Genomic DNA, 16125 nt, shown 5'->3' with positions numbered 1-16125 from the left:
TGTTGTGGTGACCCGCTGAACCCGTCGTTTTCTACCTCACCCCGCTACGCACCCCGAAACCGGAAGAGCCGCTTTAACTCACAGAGTGAGGCTTATTTGGGGCTGTATACAGGGGAAATGTCGGAAGAGGAAAGAAAGTTGAGCGGGGTGGGAACAACTTTGGGGCACGTGCCGTTGAAAGGGTTGAGTGACCAGCGCTCAGGTTTGGATGACTTCGGGTGCTGCTTCTGCTACAGTCGCTGACTGAACGCGGCAGAAGTTGAGTCGCGCACTATCAACTTAAGAACAAACCCCAACTAGCAAGGAGAAACATTATGGGACGCGCAGTAGGAATTGACCTCGGTACCACCAACTCGGTCGTATCCGTTCTGGAAGGTGGCGAGGCCACCGTTATCGCTAACTCCGAGGGTTCCCGCACCACCCCGTCCGTCGTGGCTTTTGCCAAGAACGGCGAAATCCTCGTCGGCCAGTCCGCGAAGAACCAGGCGGTCACCAACGTTGACCGCACCATTCGCTCCGTCAAGCGTCACATCGGCACCGACTGGACCATCGACATCGATGACAAGAAGTACACCCCGCAGGAGATTTCGGCTCGCACGCTCATGAAGCTGAAGCGTGACGCCGAGGCTTACCTGGGTGAGGACGTGACCGATGCCGTCATTACCGTCCCGGCATACTTCGAGGACTCCCAGCGCCAGGCCACCAAGGAGGCCGGCCAGATTGCAGGCCTCAACGTCCTGCGTATCGTGAATGAGCCGACTGCCGCTGCTCTGGCCTACGGCCTGGAGAAGGGCGAGCAAGAGCAGACCATCCTGGTCTTCGACCTCGGTGGCGGTACCTTCGACGTCTCCCTGCTGGAGATTGGTGACGGTGTGGTTGAGGTCATGGCTACCGCCGGTGACAACGCGCTGGGTGGCGATGACTGGGATCAGCGCATCGTTGATTGGCTTGTCGATAAGTTCAAGGCTTCCCAGGGCGTGGATCTGACCAAGGACAAGCGTGCCGTGCAGCGTCTGCGCGAGGCTGCAGAGAAGGCCAAGATTGAGCTGTCCTCCTCCCAGTCCGCCAACATTAACCTGCCGTACATCACGGTCGATGCTGAGAAGAACCCGCTCTTCCTGGACGAGACCCTGTCCCGTACCGAGTTCCAGAAGATTACTCAGGACCTGCTGGACCGCACCAAGGCTCCGTTCAACCAGGTCATCAAGGACGCTGGCCTGTCCCTCTCCGAGGTTGACCACGTGGTCCTCGTTGGTGGTTCTACCCGTATGCCAGCCGTGTCCGATCTGGTCAAGGAGATGACCGGTAAGGACCCGAACAAGGGCGTGAACCCGGATGAGGTCGTGGCCGTCGGCGCTGCGCTGCAGGCAGGTGTCCTGCGCGGTGAGGTTAAGGACGTGCTGCTTCTCGACGTCACCCCGCTCTCCCTCGGCATCGAGACCAAGGGTGGCGTGATGACCAAGCTCATCGAGCGCAACACCACCATCCCGACCAAGAAGTCTGAGACCTTCACTACGGCTGATGACAACCAGCCGTCTGTGCAGATTCAGGTCTTCCAGGGTGAGCGCGAGATGGCCTCCGCCAACAAGCTGCTCGGCTCCTTCGAGCTCGGTGGCATTGCTCCGGCACCGCGCGGTGTTCCGCAGATTGAGGTCACCTTCGACATCGATGCCAACGGCATCGTCCACGTGACCGCTAAGGACAAGGCCACCGGTAAGGAAAACACCATCAAGATCCAGGATGGTTCCGGCCTGTCCCAGGAAGAGATCGACCGCATGGTCAAGGACGCCGAGGCTCACGCTGAGGAAGACAAGAAGCGCCGCGAGGAGCAGGAGACCCGCAACCAGGCAGAGTCCACCTCCTACCAGACCCGCAAGTTCATGGATGAGAACTCCGACAAGCTGCCGGAGGATCTCAAGACCCGCGTCACCGAGGCTGCTGACGCCGTCGATGAGGCCCTCAAGGGCGATGACATTGAGGCGATTAAGTCGGCCGTCGAGAAGCTTGGCACGGAGTCCCAGGAGCTGGGCAAGGTTCTGTACGAGGCCCAGGCTGCTGAGGCAGGCGCCGAGGGTGCCGCTGCTGGTGAGGCCGCTGGTGACCCGAACGTTGTCGACGCCGAGGTTGTCGACGAAGACGACGAGAACAAGGAGAAGTAAACCATGACCTCCCCTCAGGACCCGGGCAATCCGGCCAACACCGACCCTGAGGCAACCTCCGCCGACGCCGCGGAGGCTGCCGCCGCAGAGGCCGCTGCCGCCGACAGTGCCGTGGACGAGGCCGCTGAGGCTCAGGCCAACGCCGCTACTGCGGGCACTGCTGAGGCCGAGGCTGCCGTGGATGACGCCGCGAGCGATATTGCCGAGGAAGCAGCTGCCGGTGACGACGCGGCAGTGGAGGACTCCCTGGAGGCTCAGTTGGCTGAGCGTACCGAGGACCTCCAGCGCCTCAACGCGGAGTACACCAACTACCGCCGTCGCACCGAGCGTGACCGTCAGGCCGTGATCGAGACTTCTAAGGCCAAGGTCCTGGCAGATTTCCTGCCTATCCTTGATGACCTGGAACTCGCACGCCAGCACGGTGACCTCAACGAGGGCCCGCTCAAGGCCATCGCGGACAAGCTCAACGGTGTGCTCACCGCCAACAATCTGTCGCCTTTCGGTGAGGAAGGCGATGCCTTCGACCCCGAGGTGCACGAGGCCGTTCAGGACCTCTCCTCTGGTGATGAGCAGGTTGTCGGTACCGTGCTGCGCCGCGGCTACAAGGTAGGCGAGCGCGTTGTGCGCACCGCCATGGTGATTATTGCTGACCCAGCCGGCTCGGCTGAGAGTCCGGACAACCCGGATAGCGCAGAATAACAACAGATGGTGGCGTCAGGGTGTTGAGTCCTTGGCGCCACTCTTCTTTTAGATACAAGCTTTTGAGATTCTCCTGAAAGGAGGAGATGCCCAGTGAATGCTAAGCCAGAATGGGCAGACAAAGATTACTACGCGGATCTGGGGGTCTCCTCGTCCGCTACCGCCGACGAGATTAAGCACGCCTACCGCAAGCTCGCCCGCGCGAATCACCCCGACGCCAACCCGGATAACCCGGAGGCAGCGGAGAAGTTCAAGCAGGTAGCTGAAGCCTACGACGTGTTGTCAGATGCTTCCGAACGCAAGGATTACGATCAGTTCAAGGCCATGATGCGCAGCGGCGGCGGCTTTGGACGGAGAGGAGGCGCCGGGTTTCCCGGCGGGTTTCGATCCACGCACATGGGTGGACCGGGTGCGCAAGACTTCGACTTCTCCGACATCTTCGGAGGATCCCCTCGAGGATCGGCTCAAGGCGGCGGTTTTGGGGATATCTTCGGTGGCGTTTTCAACCGCGGCGGTAGTGCTGGCCACTCAGCTCGGCCGTCGCGGGGGGCCGACGTCGAAACGCACATAACCCTTTCCTTCCGCGAGGCCGCCAAGGGCACGACCATCCCGCTGCAGCTCAGCGGCGAGGCGCCGTGTACGACCTGCCACGGTTCGGGTTCGAAGACCGGTAAGTTGTCGACGTGCTCGACCTGTGACGGTACCGGCTTCACCTCGGAGCAGCGTGGCTCCTTCGGGTTGTCTGCTCCCTGTACCGACTGCGCTGGCACCGGTCAGCGCGCTGAGGACCCGTGTGCGGATTGCTCCGGTACCGGTACCGTGCACCGCACGCGCTCGATTACGGTGCGCATCCCCGCCGGTGTTATCGACGGCCAAAAGGTGCGCCTCGCCGGCCAAGGTGAAGCAGGCCCCAACGGCACGCCGTCTGGTGACCTCTTCGTCGCCGTGACCGTCAAGCCCGACGAGGTCTTCACCCGTGACGGCGATGACCTGCACGTGACCGTCCCAGTTTCTTTTGCGGAGCTGGCGTTGGGGGACACCATCACGGTGCCCACCCTCGATTCGCCAGTGCGCGTCAAGGTGCCCGCAGGAACCCCGGACGGTCGCACGTTGCGTGTGAAGGGCCGCGGTGTGCCCAAGCGTTCCGGCAAGGCCGGCGACCTCATGGTGACCGTGCAGGTGACCGTGCCCTCTACCTTGGACGCTGCTGCCTCCTCAGCGCTACGCACGTACGCGCAGGCGGAGAAGGACTCCGGCTTTGACCCGCGCAAGGGCTGGGCCGGAAACCCGGTCATGCGCTAAAAGGAGGTCAATGATGAACAAGGAAACACCAGGCAGAAGCGATACCGCAAAGCCCAAGGCCATGTACGTCATCTCCGTGGCGGCCGAGCTTTCCGGCATGCATGCGCAAACCCTGCGCACGTATGACCGGATGGGGCTGGTCTCCCCAGCTCGCACCTCAGGTGGCGGCCGCCGCTACTCTGAGAATGACATCGAATTGCTGCGTAAGATTCAGGCCCTGTCGCAGGATGATGGCGTGAACCTAGCAGGCATCAAATCCATCATCGAGCTCACTGCTGAGCGTGACCGCCTTGCTGCTGAGCGCGATGAACTCCAAGCAGAAGTCGAACGGCTGCGCAGTCAGGCCCGCCCTTCGCGCGGCGAGCTCGTCCACGTGCCGCGCTCCACCTCCGTGGTGATGTGGAAACCGCGCCGCGGCCGCCACAACTAGGCGCCTTTACCCCCTCCATGATGGAGGGGGTTCTTCCGTTTCCGGGTTCTTCTAGGCCAACTTCTGAGCTAATTGCCCAGCGCCAAAAGCTTTCTTGTAGAAAAACGTGAGTTTGACAAAATATATCGCTACACTCGCATTCAACGTTGTGTCGCCCATCACTTTCACGAGGCTTTGTGTGGGCGGCCGCCGTGATGGAAAAGAACCCACAAGAAAGGCACTACGCACATGACCTTGTATGCAAACCCCGGAACCGCTGATGCCATCGTCTCCTTCCGCGAGCGCTACGACAACTACATCGGCGGCGAGTGGGTCGCGCCCGTCGATGGCGAGTACATGGACAACGTCACCCCGGTTACCGGTGAGGTTTTCTGCCAGGTCGCCCGCGGCAAGGAAGCGGACATTAGTCTGGCTATCGACGCCGCAGAGAAGGCCTTCGAGACCTTCGGCAAGACCACCCCGGCAGAACGTGCACTACTGTTGCACCGCATTGCGGACCGCATCGAGGAGAACCTGGAGAAGATTGCTGTCGCGGAGACCTGGGAGAACGGCAAGGCTGTGCGTGAGACCCTCGCCGCTGACATCCCCCTGGCCGTGGATCACTTCCGCTACTTCGCCGGCGCTATCCGTGCTCAAGAGGGTCGCCTTTCCCAAATTGATCAGGACACTGTGGCGTATCACTTCCACGAGCCGCTGGGTGTGGTAGGCTAGATTATTCCGTGGAACTTTCCTCTGCTTATGGCCGCATGGAAGATTGCTCCGGCCCTAGCTGCCGGCAACACCATCGTGATGAAGCCGGCCGAGCAGACTCCCGCATCCATCCTGCTGCTCATTGAGATTATCGAGGACCTCCTGCCCAAGGGCGTGCTCAACATCGTCAATGGTGTTGGCGAGGAAGCCGGTGCGGCATTGTCCGGTTCTGACCGCATTGCCAAGATTGCCTTTACCGGCTCCACCCCGGTGGGCAAGATCATCAACAAGACCGCTGCTGACAAGGTCATTCCGGTCACCCTGGAGCTGGGCGGAAAGTCACCGTCCATCTTCTTTGCCGACATTATGGATAAGGACGATGACTACCTAGAGGAGTGCGTCGAGGGCTTTGTCATGTTCGCTCTCAACCAGGGCGAGGTCTGTACCTGCCCGTCGCGTGCCCTTATCCACGAGGACATCGCGGACAAGTTCCTTGAGCTGGCCGTGGAGCGCGTAAAGAAGATCAAGATTGGGCACCCGCTCGACACCGAGACCATGATGGGTGCCCAGGCCTCGCAGGAGCAGATGGACAAAATCACCGAGTACCTCGAAGTGGGCCCGAAGGAAGGTGCGGAAACCCTCGTCGGCGGCCACGTGAACAAGGTGGAAGGCCTGGAGAACGGCTACTACATCGAGCCCACCGTGTTTAAGGGCACCAACGATATGCGGATCTTCCGCGAGGAGATTTTTGGTCCGGTGCTTTCTGTCGCCACGTTCAAAGACTTCGAGGAAGCTATCCAGATTGCGAACGACACCAACTTCGGCCTCGGTGCCGGTGTGTGGTCGCGCCACCAGAACACCTGCTACCGCGCTGGCCGCGAGATTCAGGCCGGCCGCGTGTGGATTAACCACTATCACGATTATCCCGCTCACAGTGCCTTCGGTGGCTACAAGGAGTCCGGTATCGGCCGTGAGAACCACCTCATGATGCTGGGGCACTATCAGGAGACCAAGAACATGCTCGTGTCTTACTCAGAGGAACACGCCGGCCTATTCTAAAACACACTGTGCTGCTGCTAGCTAAGGATTAGCGGCGCTGAGCAATAGAGCCTAGACCCCGCAGGAATGCGGGGTCTTTCCAATAGGTGCCGTGGTCGCCCGGTAAGCCGTTCGCGCCGGGGAGGGGAGAAGCACCGAAATTGGGGGAGGACGGGCTGGGGCCGTGGATGCCGCCGAGGGGGCCGGTGGTCAGAGCAATGGGATCGTCGGCATTGGTTGCACTCCACACCCGGCCGTGGAGCTGGTCCGCGCTGGTGGTAGAAGCGCCCGGGCTGCCGACGAGCACGATGTCATCAGCAACCTTTGCCTCTTGTGCAGCTTTGCCCACCACGACCGAGCCATAGGAATAGCCGACTAGCATGTGCTGTGCCTGGGGGAAACGAGCGCGGAGTGCGCGCTGAAAGCGAATGAGCTCGGCGGCACCGCGCTGGGCAGGTTCCTCGTGTGCGGCGCGCGATAAGGAGGAAGGGGCGGAATAGCCGAGCCACGCCACTGTGGGCCCACCGGTGGCGCGGGCAATGGAGCGAGCCCGCTCAAGCGAGGTTGGCCAGCCTGCGGTATTGGAGGAACCCACACCGCCCACGAAGGTGCTGACGTTTGACACCTGCGCGGGCTGAGTGGCTAGTCCAGAAGGGTCGATAAGAGCCACGAGCCGCCCGGGGCTGGTCTCCAGAATGGTCATGTCGGGGTTCGCGGCGGCAATCGCGCGGACCTCGTCGCTGGCGACGCTGAGCTGCGCCTGATGGAGCTCAGCCAGGGAAAGGTCGGCGAAGTCCTCCAGACGAGTCGGGGGAGCGGACATCTCCGGAGTGCACAGGGCGTGGAGTTGGCGGGCGCAGGCCCAATCGAGGGCGTCGGCAAGCGTATCGAGCTGGCCCATGAGACTACTGCGTGGATGGGCAAGAGGGGAGGTACTGATGCGGGCGCGAAGGTTCTCAATTTTCTCCTGGAGGGGAGCATAGAGCGACACGATCTGGGCGGCCGCGCGCATCTGCTGGGCAGGGCTGAGAAGGCTATCCGTGGCGCGGCGAAGAGAGGAGCGAGCAGAATCGCCTGCCGCACCGGAAATAGCTAGCGCCACCAAATGATGGTGGGACGCATCGATATAGCTATCCAGCTCACGGGATGAACCGGCGAGCGCAGAGGAGGTGGCATAGAGAGCATGAGCGTTACTCATCGGGCGCCACCCAAGCGAGCTGATAGCCCAGAATCGATATCGTGGGCCGCCACCACGAAACGCTCCAGGTCCTCTAATTGCGCCATGCGCGCGGCGTCACTGGAATGGCGGGAAGATTCCCACCGCGAAGCTAAACGTGCAAGAGCCGCCGCGGTGCGGGGCGGGGCATCTAAAGCTGTAGGGCCGGGTGGCGGGCGGTGGTCGTAGAGAGAACGGATATGCGGAAGCGCTGCGGGGTCAATATCGAGATGATTCATGCAGCCCAGAGTGCGGCACGAACACGGCAAGGTAAAGAGGCGCAGACACTGAAGAACGAAATCTGTGGATAACTAGCCCGGGCTCGTCTACCGTGGGCCGCATGAAGGTAGCAGCAGTACAGTTGACCAGCACTGGAGACGTGGAGGAGAACCTCGCGGTAGCCCTCGAAAAGATTCGGGAGGCCGCCGAGAATGGCGCCAGGCTCATCGTCTTGCCTGAGGCCACCACCCAAAGCTTTGATTCTGGGCGCCTCGACACCCACGCGGAAGGCCTCGACGGCCGCGTGGCCACGGCAGTGCGCGCGCTGGCAGAAGAGCTCGGGGTCTATGTGGTGCTGGGCATGTTTGCGCCGGCCGATACCGTCGAGCGCGACGGTAAGACAATCAACCGCGTGGCCAATGTGGCGCTCATCGCCGGCCCAGGTGTGCTGGGCGGGTACGAAAAAATCCACACTTACGACGCCTTTAAATACAGAGAATCCGATACCGTCCGCCCAGGCGAGTCCCTCGTGGTCTTCGACGCCGGTGACATCACCGTCGGCGTGGCCACCTGTTATGACATCCGCTTCCCGGAGCAGTTCAAGGAGCTCGCCCGCCAGGGCGCGCAGGTCATCGTCGTGCCCACCAGCTGGGCAGATGGTCCGGGCAAGCTGGAGCAGTGGCGCCTTTTGTCCGCTGCCCGCGCACTGGATTCCACCAGCTACATCCTTGCTGCCGGCCAGGCGCGCCCAGGCGGGGAAGCGAAGGCAGGGGAGGCCTCAGGGCCAACGGGAATTGGTCACTCAGTACTCGTGGCGCCCGATGGCACCCGCGTGGCCGAAGCCGGATATGAACCGGAGATCCTCTACGGCGAGGTGGACGCGGACACCGTGGCGAAGGTCAGGGAATCCCTTCCCGTTCTAGACGCTTAAGCGCTTCGAGCGCTTAAGCCCACTGCGATTTCTTCCACGCAGCCCACGCCTCCCAGTCATCGCCCCAGCCGTCGAGCTCGGCGGCCGACGCCGTCCACTCGCTACCGCGTTGCCAGCCCTCCGTCACGACTGACTCAGGAGGCACCCCGCCCTTGAGTAGCGCTGCCTGGGCTACCTCGACTCGGTCCGCCGGGCCAATGAGCACGAAACGGCGGTCAGTGCCTCGGGCGAGGACGGGGTCCATGGGCTCCTCCGCCACGAGAGGCTCAAAACCCTCCGCCGGTGCTGTTGCACCCAGCAGCCAGGGATCGTGGGCATCGCGGACAATGTGCTGAATGTCGAGGGAAGGAACGAGGGCCATCAGGTTGGCCCGGAACTCCGTGTCATAGTGTTTGCCCGGCGTGGGAGCAACGACGACCACGCGCAGTCCGACGGGGAGGTCGGGGAGGGCGTCGAGAAGCAGTGCCCGCGCACCGGCCCATCCTGTGCCGAACGAAATGAGCGTCGTGGAGGAATCCAGGGTCACCGGTTCACCGGCAGGCGCGCCCAGAGTCCACCAATCGCCCGGCTGCGCCATGGCTAACATCGACGAGGCCTCGCCCGCCAGCGCCACGTGGAAGGTCAACTGCCCCGAAGGATCCGCCGGGGCAGCCGGGGTGAGCAAGCGCCAGGTACCGGGCGTGATCTGCGAGGTGACCGGAACGTGCTGGCCTGCGCGGTACTCCAGCGGCACACCCGATTCCAGCCGCACCACGGCCGTGCGCCGATTCGGCTTCTCCACGGCCACGACCTGGGCGCTGTGGGCAGGGGGGATCCCGGAGGCGTCGTCAAGCTGTGCTGCCTCCTGCATTAGTGCGCAGATACGGGAAATCGTCCGCGCCGCCACCTCATGCTGATGCGGCGTGAGCCCCAGCACCCCCAGCCCATGAATGAGCGAAGCCTCAAACTGTGGATACACCTCCGGTGGGAACCCATGGCGGCGATGTTCACGGCCCATGAGGGCCATGCGCTTGGCGACGTCCCCCCGAACCTCCCCATCCTCCAAATTCTCCAGCACCCATGCCAAGGCCGGCGCCATCGAGGGGTGCGTGTCCTTCATGGAGAGAGCGAAAATCTGGCGAGCCTGTGCCACAGTGCTGAAAAAGTGGCTATGTACTGCGTCGCGATAGTCCTCGGCATGATTGCGCAGATGTTCACCCAGTTCCCTCATGCCCGCCCATCCTAGTCGCCGGGGGTAACCACAAATTACCCACGGGTTATATACAGGGCTGGCGTTGCGGGCATCTGCTTGTAGTGTAATCTACGGTTCATTTCCCGGAAGAGGGTGACTCTTATCTCTATGACGCCGCAGCAAGCGGCATGGAAGGAAGTTTTCGCATGGAAGAGTTCTCTGCGTATACGATCATGGTCGACGTCGGCTGGATCTCGTTGCTCATGGTTATCGGCAACGTTCTGCGCCACCAGGTCAAGTTCGTATTCCAGGATTTGCTCCTACCCGCGCCCATTACTGCCGGCCTGCTCGGCTTGCTCCTAGGCCCCAACGTCTTAGGCTGGATCGGTCTATCGGACAACCTGGGTAGCTACACCTCGCTGCTCATCGCCGTAGTGTTCGCCTCCATGGCGTATTCCATGGAGATGGGCGGCAACATGGGCAAAGGTGCCCGCAACATGTGGGGTTATTCCACCATGATGTTCACCGGCCAGTGGGGCCTGTTCATCGTGCTGGGTCTTCTGCTCTTTAAGCCGGCCTTCGACACCCCAGACTGGTTCGGCATGATGCTTCCGGTGGGCTTTATCGGTGGCTTTGGTACTGCTGCGGCCGTGGGTGGCGCACTCGAGGGCGTGGGCGCGGATGCGGCCTCGTCCTTGGGCTTTACCTCTGCGACCGTGGGTACGTTGGCTGCCATCATCGGCGGCATCGTGGCTGGTAACTGGGGAATTCGCAAGGGCAAGGTTTCCCATGTTCCGAAGGAACTTCCGGAAGAGCTGCGTCGCGGCTACATCTCCCGCCTCGAAGATCGCCCGTCCTTGGGCCGTGCGACGACCAACCCGTCGGCCATTGAACCCATCACCCTCCACGTCGGTTTCATTGCGTTGACCGTGATGACTGCCTACGGCATCAACCAGGGCATCGCCTCCCTGTGGGAGAACGTCTCCATCCCGCTGTTTGCCATGTCCATGGTCGTCGGCCTCCTCTTCCGCGCCATTATGAACATGATTGGTGCCAAGGACTACCTGGATAAGGACACCGTGAGCTCCGTATCCGGCGCGGCGACCGATTACCTCATCGCCTTCGGCGTGGCCGCCATCGTTCCGGCCGCTGTGGCCGCCTACTGGCAGGCGCTCCTCCTTCTCTTCGTCCTCGGTACTGTCTACTGTGCCTTCTTCCTCATGTGGTTCCCCGCTGAGTTCTTTGGTGAGCGCTGGATCGAGCGCGGCATCTTTGGGTGGGGCTGGGCTACCGCTACCGTGGCGACCGGCATTGCCGTCCTCAAGATCGTCGACCCGAAGCTCAAGTCCGGCACGCTGTCTGAGTACGGCATGGCCTACATCGGTTTCGGCCCCTTCGAGATTTCCTGGACCATCATCGCCCCGCTGTCTGTTATGTACGGCTTTACCGCGGGCTTTGGCTGGCTCTCCTTGGGTATCGCGGTGGTCATCTACCTCGTGTTCAAGTTCACCGGCATGATGCCGCCGCGCGGCACCATCTTCAAGGAAGGCATCGGGCACGTCGGCGCCTCCAAGTAGAGTGCCTTTGTCATTCGCCCCGGCGTGCTTGAAGGAGCAGCCGGGGCTTTGTTGTTGCTCAGTTGTAGGTCGCATTAGTGGCCTACACCGTCAGCTCTTCACACCCTGCTGACGGGAGGAGCTGAACACTTAGTCAAAATACTAAAATATTGCGAAGGGAAATCACGGCAGGCGCTGTGGCTGGGTTAATTGAACTCACGCTGTAATGCTGCTGTGAGATAGCAATTAAATACCCCTCTCGCATTGCTGTTTAAAGATTGCTCAGGCTAAAATCTGAGGGGCTGTTAATCTGCCTCTATCCTTCTTTTTCGCCTGCTGGGCACATTCTTTAGGAAAATACATGAAGCATTTTTATGAGGACTCTCCTCGCGAGGACGTCCTCGAATCGGCGATCCACGTGGCTGCGGCCCAGGGCGACGATGCCGTCACTGCGGAATCGGTGGCCAAATACGCGGATCTGAAGCCCTCCGATGTCACCGCTGTATTTTCTGACCGTGAGGAGATCATCTCTGCTATCCCCGAGTATGTGTCTCAGCGCAAGGTGAACTTTCTCGAGGAAACCCTCAAGGCAGTCCCGAGCTACGCAGATTTGTTTGACAGGCTCACCACGTTTACGGAGGCTTACTACGAGTATGCCGAGCGTGAGCCGGAACTTTTCCGCTATCTCTTTGAGCAGAAGGCCCGCGTTCTCAACGATGAATGGCAGGCACTGTTGAAGGGCGGCCCGTCCCACAATGCGGCCTTAGATCTTGTTCATCAGAACATGGCTCTCATCGTGGACCGTGCTGGACTTGAAATAGGTCCGGATGTGTGCCCGGAAACCCTGGCAAAACTTAGCGTGGCCAGCTGGGCAACCGTTCATGGCATGGCGCACTTGAGTGTTCTTGGCGTATTGCGTCACCAGCACTCGGTGGTTCGCCACTTTAATCTCCGTGAGGTGTGCAAGGCGCTCATCGGAACGCTGTTTCATTCCGCCGAGACCAGTGAGCTCCTCGACGTCAGTGATAGCATGTCAGTCTTCCGCGAACGTATTTCTACCTACGACCCAGGCCGCGCAGCGCTACCGGATCTCTCCACTATTGAAGATCTCACGGCACTGCCTACGGACCGAGCCAGCGCTGCTGTCATGGAGCACGCCATTCAGCTTGCGGGAAGGCAAGGCATGCAGGCTGTGACCATCGAGAACGTTGCCGAATACTTTGGTGTGTCCGACGTTTTCGTGGCGTCCCTCGCGGACAATGATTTTGTGCTGCGTGAGCGCGTCGAGCACGAAACCGACCGCGAACTTGAGGATATGATCCTCTACCTCCTGGACAAGCTGCCGGCGGATGCCAGCGCCAAGGATAAGCTCTTGTGCAGCGCCGTGGCCTACTTCCACTACGCTATAACCGCTCCGGACCGCTACAGCGCGTGCATCGCAGCGGCATCTGGCTCCGTGGTCCCGCTGAGCGAAGACGGCGAGGAAGACCAAACCCAGATGGGTGAGTCCTTCGCACAGCTTATGCGCTTTACCCGTGAAGCGCTGCGAGAAGCTGGTCACGAGCCCAAGGACCGCCTGGTCTACATCAAGAATTTCACCTTGTGGGCAGGTGCGGACGGCATGTGTCATCTAGCCTCCGTAGGCGAGTTCCGCTCCATTGACCTCGAGCAGAAGTGGTCGATCTACTTCGCCGTGATCGGCATCGTCTTCGCCACCTTCGAGCACAGCCTCCGCGCCTAGCGCTCCTGCCGCGCCGCGCATTTTCTCCACGCAGCGCGCCCACGCGCCCACCGCGCGCCAACCACACCGCATCCCGCCCTCCTGCATATGCACCGAGGGCGCTTCGTGCTTTCTGCAGCCGGCTGCATCCGGGGTATGGCCATAGACCCTCTTACAAAGTTGAGCGAACCTATATCAACCTGCTCGGATAGAAAATCTCCATAAAAGATCGACTTGAGTGGAACAGACTCAAGTTCTTTGGCGTTATAGTCGGTGAAGCCACCTTCCCCGCTCAGGGCACAACCACAATCACCTTGGTGCGAGGGAGGGCAATAAACACAAGGAGATACAAACATGAATTCTTTTAACCCCACTACCAAGACGCAGGAAGCCCTGCAGCAGGCGCTGAAAGTCGCCTCCGCGAACGGCAACCCGGATATCCGTCCGGCGCACCTTTTAGCAGCCATCCTCGAGCAAAAGGACGGCATTGCCGCCCCAGTCCTTAAGGCCACCGGCGTGGACTCGGACACGGTTCTTAAGGAGGCTCGCGAGCTTATTGATGCCCTGCCCAAGGCTGAGGGCGCCAACATGGCGAACCCGAACTTTAACCGCGACGCACTCAACGTTCTGACCCGCGCCCAGGAGCTGGCCGGTGAGCTCGGTGATGAATATGTTTCTACTGAGGTGCTGCTGGCGGCCATAGCGGGCTCTAAATCGGATGCGGCTGAGCTGTTGACCTCCCGTGGCGCAACCTATGACGCGCTTAAAGGCGCATTCCCGTCCGTGCGCGGTGCCGCCAAGGTGACCTCGGAGAACCCGGAGGATCAGTTCCAGGCACTAGAAAAGTACGCCACGGACCTTACTGCCCGTGCCCGCGAAGGAAAGATTGATCCCGTTATCGGCCGCGACCAGGAAATCCGCCGCGTGGTGCAGGTTCTGAGCCGCCGTACCAAGAACAACCCGGTGCTTATCGGTGAGCCCGGCGTGGGTAAGACCGCCATTGTGGAGGGGCTTGCTCGCCGCATCGTGGCCGGGGACGTCCCCGAGTCCCTCAAGGGCAAGACCCTCATCAGCCTGGACCTTGGCTCCATGGTTGCTGGTGCGAAGTACCGCGGTGAATTTGAGGAGCGCCTCAAGGCCGTGCTTGATGAGATTAAGGCCTCCGAGGGCCAGATCATCACCTTTATCGATGAGCTGCACACCATCGTCGGCGCCGGCGCTACCGGTGACGGTTCGATGGACGCCGGCAACATGATTAAGCCCATGCTCGCCCGTGGTGAGCTGCGCCTAGTCGGTGCCACGACCCTGGACGAGTACCGCAAGTACATCGAAAAGGACGCCGCCCTCGAGCGCCGCTTCCAGCAGGTCTACGCCGCCGAGCCTTCCGTCGAAGACACCATCGGCATCCTGCGTGGACTCAAGGAGCGCTACGAGGTGCACCACGGCGTGCGCATCATGGACTCCGCCTTGGTGTCCGCCGCGGAGCTGTCTAACCGCTACATCACCAACCGCTTTCTGCCGGACAAGGCTATCGACTTGGTCGATGAGGCCGGCTCCCGCCTGCGCATGGAGATTGACTCCTCCCCGCAGGAAATTGACGAGCTGGAGCGCATTGTCCGCCGCATGGAGATCGAAGAACTCGCTCTCAAGAAGGAATCTGACGCCGCTTCCCAGGACCGCCTGGTGACCCTCCAGCAGGAGCTGGCGGACCAGCGCGAGAAGCTCGGTGAGCTTAAGGCCCGCTGGGCTAATGAGAAGAAGGCCATCGATGATGTCCAAAACATCAAGGAAGAACTCGATGACCTGCGCCGCCAAGCCGAAATTGCCGAGCGCGATGGTGACCTAGCACTGGCTTCTGAGATTAACTACGGCAAGATCCCGCCGCTGGAGAAGGACCTCGCTGCCGCCGAGGAGAAGGCCACGCAGCAGCGCAACACCATGCTCAGTGAGGAGGTCACCCCGGACACCATCGCGGAGGTTGTCTCCGCTTGGACGGGTATTCCCGCCGGCAAGATGCTGCAGGGAGAGACCGAGAAGTTGCTCAACATGGAATCTGTTCTGGGCAAGCGCGTTGTCGGCCAGAAGGAAGCCGTCACTGCGGTCTCGGATGCGGTGCGCCGCTCCCGCGCGGGCGTGGCCGACCCGAACCGCCCGACCGGCTCCTTCCTCTTCCTCGGACCCACCGGCGTGGGTAAGACGGAGCTGGCTAAGGCAGTGGCGGACTTCCTCTTCGATGATGAATCCGCCATGGTCCGCATCGATATGTCCGAGTACGGCGAGAAGCACTCCGTCTCCCGCCTCGTCGGTGCTCCTCCGGGATACGTTGGTCACGAGGCCGGCGGTCAGCTCACTGAAGCTGTGCGTCGCCGTCCATACACGCTGGTGCTTTTCGACGAAGTCGAGAAGGCCCACCCCGATGTCTTCGACGTCCTCCTGCAGGTTCTCGATGAAGGCCGCTTGACGGATGGCCAGGGCCGCACGGTGGATTTCCGCAATACGGTCATCATCCTGACCTCCAACCTGGGTGCCGGCGGCACCCGTGAGGAAACTATGGCTGCGGTGAAGAAGGCCTTCAAGCCCGAATTCATCAACCGCCTTGATGACGTGGTCATGTTCGAGCCCCTCTCCGAGGAACTCCTGCGTGGCATCGTTGACATCCAGCTGCGCGGCCTGGCTGAGCGCCTCGCCTCCCGCCGCCTGACCCTGCAGGTCTCGGACTCCGCCAAGTCCTGGCTCGCGGACCGCGGCTATGACCCGGCCTACGGTGCCCGCCCGCTGCGCCGCACCATTCAGCAGGCCATCGGTGACCAGCTGGCGAAGAAGCTGCTGGCCGGTGACATCGTCGACGGCGATACCGTCCATGTCGACGTAGCCGATGGCGGCGAGCGCCTCGACCTCACCGCCCGCAGCTAAGCCGAGCCGCTTCGCACGGCCCGCAGCCAAGCTGAGCCTTCTCCGCACGGCGCGCGCCAACCCGCTCATGCCCCTATCATC

Annotated in this window: 11 protein-coding genes and 1 pseudogene; 9 read left to right on the top strand and 3 right to left on the bottom strand. The window is 61.4% G+C overall.

Annotated features, from left to right (window positions below):
- The first annotated feature begins 314 nt into the window (after positions 1–314).
- From dnaK to exaC, 5 genes and pseudogenes are all read left to right on the top strand, one after another.
- Positions 315–2159 carry a molecular chaperone DnaK gene (gene dnaK, locus NX84_RS00105; RefSeq protein WP_039672506.1) on the top strand — a complete coding sequence of 615 codons (1845 nt, stop codon included), beginning with the start codon at positions 315–317 and terminating at the stop codon, positions 2157–2159.
- A gap of 3 nt (positions 2160–2162) precedes the next feature.
- Positions 2163–2858, top strand: coding sequence for a nucleotide exchange factor GrpE (gene grpE, locus NX84_RS00100; protein ID WP_039672504.1), 696 nt, complete (start codon positions 2163–2165; stop codon positions 2856–2858).
- A gap of 93 nt (positions 2859–2951) precedes the next feature.
- The gene (gene dnaJ / locus NX84_RS00095) at positions 2952–4160 is read left to right on the top strand and encodes a molecular chaperone DnaJ (RefSeq protein WP_039672501.1); all 1209 of its coding nucleotides are present in this window, start codon (positions 2952–2954) and stop codon (positions 4158–4160) included.
- A 13-nt stretch (positions 4161–4173) separates the two neighbouring features.
- Positions 4174–4590: a heat shock protein transcriptional repressor HspR gene (locus NX84_RS00090; protein ID WP_039672499.1), complete on the top strand. Its 417-nt coding sequence runs from the start codon at positions 4174–4176 to the stop codon at positions 4588–4590.
- A 228-nt stretch (positions 4591–4818) separates the two neighbouring features.
- A pseudogene (exaC, locus tag NX84_RS00085) lies at positions 4819–6339 on the top strand (acetaldehyde dehydrogenase ExaC).
- 28 nt (positions 6340–6367) lie between these two features.
- On the opposite strand, the gene NX84_RS00080 reads toward exaC, so the two are convergent.
- The gene (locus NX84_RS00080) at positions 6368–7516 is read right to left on the bottom strand and encodes an alpha/beta hydrolase (protein ID WP_039672497.1); all 1149 of its coding nucleotides are present in this window, start codon (positions 7514–7516) and stop codon (positions 6368–6370) included.
- Positions 7513–7773: a hypothetical protein gene (locus NX84_RS12730; RefSeq protein WP_126297620.1), complete on the bottom strand. Its 261-nt coding sequence runs from the start codon at positions 7771–7773 to the stop codon at positions 7513–7515. Before NX84_RS12730 ends, NX84_RS00080 begins: the two co-directional genes overlap by 4 nt.
- 101 nt (positions 7774–7874) lie before the next feature.
- On the opposite strand from NX84_RS12730, the gene NX84_RS00075 reads away from it, so the two are divergent.
- Positions 7875–8684, top strand: coding sequence for a carbon-nitrogen hydrolase family protein (locus NX84_RS00075; protein WP_039672496.1), 810 nt, complete (start codon positions 7875–7877; stop codon positions 8682–8684).
- A 13-nt stretch (positions 8685–8697) separates the two neighbouring features.
- Here the strand turns inward: NX84_RS00075 and NX84_RS00070 are convergent, their stop codons facing one another.
- The gene (locus NX84_RS00070; RefSeq protein WP_039672495.1) at positions 8698–9894 is read right to left on the bottom strand and encodes an FAD-binding oxidoreductase; all 1197 of its coding nucleotides are present in this window, start codon (positions 9892–9894) and stop codon (positions 8698–8700) included.
- A gap of 167 nt (positions 9895–10061) precedes the next feature.
- On the opposite strand from NX84_RS00070, the gene NX84_RS00065 reads away from it, so the two are divergent.
- From NX84_RS00065 to clpB, 3 genes are all read left to right on the top strand, one after another.
- Entirely contained in the window at positions 10062–11432 is a 1371-nt protein-coding gene (locus NX84_RS00065) for a sodium/glutamate symporter (RefSeq protein ID WP_039672493.1), read from the top strand.
- Between the two features lie 340 nt (positions 11433–11772).
- Positions 11773–13152, top strand: coding sequence for a TetR/AcrR family transcriptional regulator (locus NX84_RS00060; protein ID WP_039672491.1), 1380 nt, complete (start codon positions 11773–11775; stop codon positions 13150–13152).
- Positions 13153–13485: 333 nt separating this feature from the next.
- A complete protein-coding gene (gene clpB, locus NX84_RS00055; RefSeq protein WP_039672489.1) occupies positions 13486–16044 on the top strand; it encodes an ATP-dependent chaperone ClpB in 2559 nt (852 codons plus the stop codon).
- The last annotated feature ends 81 nt before the right edge of the window (positions 16045–16125 follow it).

The organism is Corynebacterium minutissimum (assembly GCF_000805675.1).
Lineage (GTDB): Bacteria > Actinomycetota > Actinomycetes > Mycobacteriales > Mycobacteriaceae > Corynebacterium > Corynebacterium minutissimum.
The sequence above is the reverse complement of the archived record's forward strand: the minus strand, read 5'-3'. Positions and strand labels throughout refer to the sequence as shown.